At 60.1% G+C, this 5,658-nt stretch carries 7 protein-coding genes; 2 read left to right on the top strand and 5 right to left on the bottom strand.

Features of this window, described 5'->3' with window-relative positions:
• A partial coding sequence (locus tag H7B90_RS04450; RefSeq protein WP_185134681.1) for an MFS transporter occupies nt 1-779 on the bottom strand: 779 nt, incomplete at its 3' end.
• A 226-nt stretch (nt 780-1,005) separates the two neighbouring features.
• Here H7B90_RS04450 and H7B90_RS04445 point away from each other — a divergent pair.
• Nucleotides 1,006-1,599, top strand: a complete 594-nt coding sequence (locus tag H7B90_RS04445) for a TetR/AcrR family transcriptional regulator (RefSeq protein ID WP_185134680.1) — start codon at nt 1,006-1,008, stop codon at nt 1,597-1,599.
• 124 nt (nt 1,600-1,723) lie between these two features.
• Here H7B90_RS04445 and H7B90_RS04440 read toward each other — a convergent pair whose 3' ends face one another.
• Nucleotides 1,724-2,386 carry a phosphatase PAP2 family protein gene (locus H7B90_RS04440; protein ID WP_185134679.1) on the bottom strand — a complete coding sequence of 221 codons (663 nt, stop codon included), beginning with the start codon at nt 2,384-2,386 and terminating at the stop codon, nt 1,724-1,726.
• Between the two features lie 45 nt (nt 2,387-2,431).
• Nucleotides 2,432-4,306 (bottom strand): LTA synthase family protein, encoded by a 1,875-nt coding sequence (locus tag H7B90_RS04435; protein ID WP_185134678.1) that lies wholly within the window; start codon nt 4,304-4,306, stop codon nt 2,432-2,434.
• 204 nt (nt 4,307-4,510) lie between these two features.
• On the opposite strand from H7B90_RS04435, the gene H7B90_RS04430 reads away from it, so the two are divergent.
• Nucleotides 4,511-4,804 (top strand): hypothetical protein, encoded by a 294-nt coding sequence (locus H7B90_RS04430; RefSeq protein WP_185134677.1) that lies wholly within the window; start codon nt 4,511-4,513, stop codon nt 4,802-4,804.
• Nucleotides 4,805-4,867: 63 nt separating this feature from the next.
• On the opposite strand, the gene H7B90_RS04425 is transcribed toward H7B90_RS04430, so the two are convergent.
• Together H7B90_RS04425 and H7B90_RS04420 are read right to left on the bottom strand one after the other, a co-directional pair.
• Nucleotides 4,868-5,104 (bottom strand): hypothetical protein, encoded by a 237-nt coding sequence (locus tag H7B90_RS04425; RefSeq protein ID WP_185134676.1) that lies wholly within the window; start codon nt 5,102-5,104, stop codon nt 4,868-4,870.
• Nucleotides 5,105-5,109: 5 nt separating this feature from the next.
• A partial coding sequence (locus H7B90_RS04420) for a Ger(x)C family spore germination C-terminal domain-containing protein (RefSeq protein ID WP_185134675.1) occupies nt 5,110-5,658 on the bottom strand: 549 nt, incomplete at its 5' end.

The following is a 5,658-nucleotide window of genomic DNA, read 5'->3' as shown; positions in this document are numbered from 1 at the left end:
TCGGACAGCTTGCCGCCGATCGGCATGAACACGCCGGACGCGATCGCTTGCGGCAGCATGATGAGGCCCGTCTTGAACGCCGAGTAGCCGTGGGCCTGCTGCAGGAACAGCGGCACCAGGAAGAACGTGCCGAACAAGGCGAACTGCGATACCCACTGCACGAGAATGCCCCGGGTGAAGTTGCTCGAGCGGAATACCCGAAGCTCCAGCAGCGGATTCTTGCGGGTAAGCTCGACGATTACGAACAGAATCAGGGCGGCCGCGCCGACGATGATGCCGACGAGCGTCTTCGTCGAGGTCCAGCTGGTGGCCCCTTCCGTCACGCCGTACGACAGAGCCGCGAACGCGAGCGGAGCCAGAATAATGCCGAGCAGGTCCAGCGCCGCGACCGATTGCCGCTCGATGTTCGGCAAGGTGCGGATGCCGAGGAACACGGCGATGACGCCGATCGGCAGATTGATCAGAAAGATCCAGTTCCAGCTGACGTAATCGACCAGCCACCCGGCCAGTACCGGGCCGAGGGCCGGCGCCAGCAGAATCGGAATGCCCATCATGCCCATGACCGCTCCGACCTTATCCGGCGGCGNNCCGGTAACCGTCCATTGCACGAGCGACAAGGAGCTGCCGAAGTCCGCCTGCAGCTTCGGGATGGCGACGTTGACCGCCGTCCCGTCCAAGATAACCATGAACAAACCTACGATAATGGCGACCAGGGGCGCCAGAATGGCCCCGATGGAAGCCGACGATGCCGGACTGCGGCCGGCCGATTGCAATGACATGCCTTCTCTCCACTCTCCTTGGATAGGCACACCGCCTGCGAGTCTCTCTAGACCCCGTCTTCCGTTGACCGGCTATTCCGGTCGCGGTACAATAGGGTTACGGACTGTCTCAGTAAGTACGCCTGTTTAATCCGGACAATTGTCCGCTTAACTTCGATGTTAGCGGACAATTGTCCGGATGTCAATACGGGTTTATGTTAAATTTGGTAAACCGGAGATGAGGACCATGCCGATACGCCGGGAACGCAGCGACGCCGCCGAGAACCGCCGGCTCATTCTGCAAACCGCTCAATCCCTGTTCGCCGAGCACGGAGTCAATGAAGTCAGCATGCACCAGATCGCGAAGACCGCCGGAATCGGACAAGGCACCCTGTACAGGCGGTACGCGCACAAGGGCGACCTCTGCTCGGACCTGATGGAGGACAACAACCGGATCGTGATGAACACGATCGATTCGTTCCTGCAGCTGAACGCGAACTCCTTGCCTCCCCGGGAGCGGCTGGGCGGCGTGCTGGATCTGATGATCGACTTCATCGACGATAAGGCGCAGCTGCTGATCCCCCTTCACAACGTCTATATGTGCGAGGGCGGGAGCTCCGCTTTCTTCCGTTCGCCTATATATACTTATCTCATGAATACTTTAACCGGACTTCTTCAAGAGATCGGAGATTCCGGGCCGAACGCCTCCGACCCGGCCTTCACGGCCCACGTCATCCTCTGCTCCATGAACCCGGTCGGCTACCTGCACCTGCGCAACGACAAAGGCTGCTCCAAGGAAGACGTCAAGCGGCACTTCCGCAGGCTGTACGCCGGGATCTGACCGGGCACCGGGCCCGCTGCGCGAACGAAGAAGGGGTTGTCTCCGAAGGCCAACGAGCCTTTGGGGACAACCCCTTTCTTTTCTTCCGATCCCTATTCCGCGGCCCGGCTCGGCCGATGCATCCTCAAGCTTCGTAAGTGCTGCTTCTCTGCCGCTCGCTCCGGCTTCTGACCAGATACCGCTCGGCCAGCAGAATAACGGAGAAGACGACTTCGACGAGCAGAATCCCGGCGACGGCGTCCGCGATCGCATGCTGCTTGATGAACAGCGTCGACAGGATGATCAGCGCCGACATGCCGCCGATCAGCGTCACGTTCAGCTTGTTCCGGAAGCCGCTGCTTAGCAGCAGGCGGAACACCATGTAGCTCGAGAAGACGTGAATGCTCGGGAAGCAGTTGAACGGCTGGTCCCGGCGGTAGATGTACGCCACGAGACGGGTGAAGACGTCGTCGCCGATCAGCTCGGGGCGCGGCACGGTCGTCTGGAACACCGAGTAGATCCAGTAGCACGTCAACGCGCATAGCGTATACGTCGCTAGGGAATGATAATAGACGCGAATATCCTTGCGGAAAAAATAAACGATGCAGACGTAAATGTAGACGATCCAGATCGAATACGGCAGCGCGAAAGCCTTGACGAACGGAATCGCGTCGTCCCAAGGCGTCGTCAACAGGCGAACCGTTCCGACCGGTTTGTTGACCCAGGCGTAAATCGCCCCGAGCACCGGGAAGATCAGCATGAACAGCAACGGAGCGAACTTTCGGTAACGCGTAAGCCATGCAGGCATTTTTTCCTAGCCCCCTATATCGTCTCTATCTCTATGAAAAATAGATTACTTGCGCTCCGGCAGCGAGCGCACGTAGGCGTCCGACATGCTGAGCAGATCCAGAGCCGTCTCGTACTGCTCCTTGGTGACGTTCTTCTTGTCCGAATCCCCTCCGCCGATCTTGTGAAGGGTGCCGTCCTCGAAGCCCTTGCCCGGGACGAACACGTCGGTGTCGTTGATGAAGGAGCCGGTCGGCAGGTAATAGCGCTCGGGCAGCACGTTGCGAGACGTATTGAGCAGGTCCTGGCCGAAGTGGACGTGGTTCGCGAGCGAGATGCCCGCAAGGTTGGCGACGGTCGGGAAGATATCCGACTGCCCGCCTACCTGAAGCACCTGCCGCGCCTCGGGCGACGCTCCCGGGAGCTTGATCATCAGCGGGATGTTCATCATGTCCTGGACCCCGTATTCCCGATGGTAGACGTCCTTCTTCATGAGGCTCTTCTCGTTGCCCGTCAAGGAATAGATCGGCAGCCCTTGGTGGTCGCCGTACACGACGACGAGAGTGTTGTCCCAGACGCCGTCCTTCTTCAGTTCGTCGATGAATTGACCGAGCGCCCAGTCCGCGTAGTTCTGCGCCCGAATGTAATCGCCGACGAGGGTGCCCTCGAAGCGTTCCGGCAACTTCATCTTATGCTTCCGTTCCGGCAGATTGAACGGATGGTGCGCCGACATGGAGATGACTTGCGAGTAGAACGGCTTGCCGGTCGCCTGGATCTTCTCGAGCTCCTCGGCCGTCTTGCGGTAGAGCACCTCGTCGGACGCCGCGAACATGACCGTATCCTCGTCTCCGAAGTACGACTTGTCGAACGCGGACTTCCACCCGAGCGCCTTATACAGCTCCTTGCGGTTCCAGAACTCGATGCTGTTCGTGTGGAAAGTCGCCGTCTCGTAGCCGTGCTCCGCGAACGTCCTCGGCATGCTCGGCAGCTCCTTGTCCGCGTATTCCTGAGAAGCGGCGCCGTGCGGCGGCACGTAGAACGAGGTGTTGACGACGAATTCGGCGTCCGCCGTGTTCCCCTGCCCGACCTGCTGGAAGAAGCGCGGGAAGTAGAGGCTTCCCTGCATCAGCTTGTTCAGGTTGGGCGTGATCTCCGTTCCGTCCAGCTTCAGGCCGAGCAGGAAGTTCTGGAAGGCTTCGAGCTGAATGACGAGAACGTTCTTGCCCTTGGCCGCTCCCCAATAAGCGGGCGAGGCCGGAGCCGCTTCGATGCCCTTCCGCTTGGCGATCTCCGCCGGGGTGATCGCCGACGCGTCGATCGGTTCGTCCTTCGAGGAAGCGAAGGCGGCGTACACCTCGTAGTTCAGAATGCCCATATTGCGGGCCTGAAGGATCTCGTTCATGCTGTCCTTGTTCGGCCAGACGCTGAACACGCAAGCGAGCAGGGAGACGACGGCCAGGGCGCCCACGGGACGCGAACGTTCGCGGACGGCGAGGCTTCGGCCCCAGGCCCTGGCCTTCTTGCTGAAGATCAACGCGAGATAGAACAGCACGACGTCGATATAGATAAGCAGGAAGTAAGGATGCAGCAGCGCGAACACGCTGCCCTTGACCTCCGTGACCTGGTTCGCCTGCTGAAGCGCATGGTAAGTGACGATAACCCCGAAGTACTTATAATACATAATGACGGCGAAGTAGACGCTCGTCAGGATCAGATTCACGACCAGGTAGGCCCCGAGCTTGCGCTTCGGCAGCAGCAGCTCGACCAGGCAGAAGACCAGCCACACGGACGGAATACCGGTAGCCAGCGGCATCCATACATGCCCGCCGTCGAAGACGACGAACCGGGCCAGATAGATTTTGAGAACCATCAGTACAGAAAAAAAGACGAACGGTTTGGACGCGAAGTTCCGCAATCGTTGTCTAATCGCCACCGCAATCATCTCCTGAGGACCGGACCGTTCGGATCTAGTATAATAATAGCTTACCTATTATAGCGGATTTGGGTGGCATTAAAAAGCAGGGGGAAGGATTTGACTTGGCCGCCGGCACGTCTTAAAATCCGGCTAATAAGGTATAATGATGGAAATAGACCGCCTTCTCGCGCCAACCCGGGCGGGAAGGTTCATCCGAGAGGAAGTGTTCGCGTGGCTATTCGATACGCCAGGCCCTATGACGAGATATTGGACGAATTGTCCCAAGCGCTCGAGGACATCCCGGACTTCTACGAGACGTTCGAGATGACGTCCGGCGAATGGGAGGAGCTGGACAAGGCGGAGCGGGACGTCTGCATCCGCACGCTGGCCGACGACCTGTTCTACGTGCTGGGCTCCTCCTCCCATGCGGAAGCCGGCTCCGGCAAGCTGGAATACGACAAGGCGCGCGGCATCATCAAGGTGACGGCCTCCCCTCAGCTCGTTCATTTCGTCGCGTTGAAGTGACGCGCCGTTCCGGCATCGCCCCCCGTTCGCCGTCTACCCGTTCGCCAGCTACTTGTTCGCCGGTTACCCGTGGCCGAGCATCGGACCGATCCAGCTCGCGAGCGGCCGGAAGATCATTCGGTAGAGGAACGTGGGGGTGAACGCCGGCCAAGCCTTCAGCGCGGCCAAGTTCAGATACGCGCAGTAGGCGATCGTCAGCGCGAACAGAACCGCTCCGCCCTTTTGCCCGGACGCGCTCATCCTGCGGCTCCCCCAATAGGCCGCGCCGGCATAGCCGGCCAACAACAATCCCCACAGCACGCCCCTCAGTCCTCCCTCTGCTCGAACACTTTCTTGAACGATTTATTGCTCAGTCCCATTCGCTTGATCGTGAAGTCGAAGCGGATATCCAGTCCGACCCGGGCGTACTCCGCCGGCCAATTCTTCTCCAGCCGATGCCAAGCCCGCGGGTCGCGGCGATGAATCGCGTCGGCGAAGCCGACCACGTCGGTCTGCAGCTTCTGGGTCGCCTGGAACCCCCTCCGGATGAGTTCGATCGCTTGAGCCCGGACCTGGCTCTCCATCTGCCGAATGATCTCGGGCTTCTCCAGGTCGACCCCGCAGTTGGTCTCCAGCAGGGCGCCCTGCGCCTTGATGTCCGCCCGGAAGCGGAACGAATCCCCCTTCTTGACCGGAACGATGCGGGTCTTGGAGCCTTTGATCTGCACGGAGGAAGCGAGCTTGGGGTCGGAAGCCTTGCAGGGGAAGGAGATGACGGTCTGGTTGACCTTGTTCCTCAGGAAGGAGACGCCGAGCGCCTCGTCCTGGGACAGCCACCCCGCCAGCTTGCCGTCCTTCAGCAAGGCCAGTCGTCC

Source organism: Cohnella xylanilytica (assembly GCF_014212175.1).
GTDB lineage: Bacteria > Bacillota > Bacilli > Paenibacillales > Paenibacillaceae > Cohnella > Cohnella xylanilytica.
This window is presented reverse-complemented; position numbering and strand designations above follow the sequence as displayed.

Coding starts and splice junctions, on each gene's coding strand:
- H7B90_RS04440 (WP_185134679.1), bottom strand. CDS start 2,386: ATGCCTGCATGGCTTACGCGTTACCGAAAGTTCGCTCCGTTGCTGTTC.
- H7B90_RS04445 (WP_185134680.1), top strand. CDS start 1,006: ATGCCGATACGCCGGGAACGCAGCGACGCCGCCGAGAACCGCCGGCTC.
- H7B90_RS04435 (WP_185134678.1), bottom strand. CDS start 4,306: ATGATTGCGGTGGCGATTAGACAACGATTGCGGAACTTCGCGTCCAAA.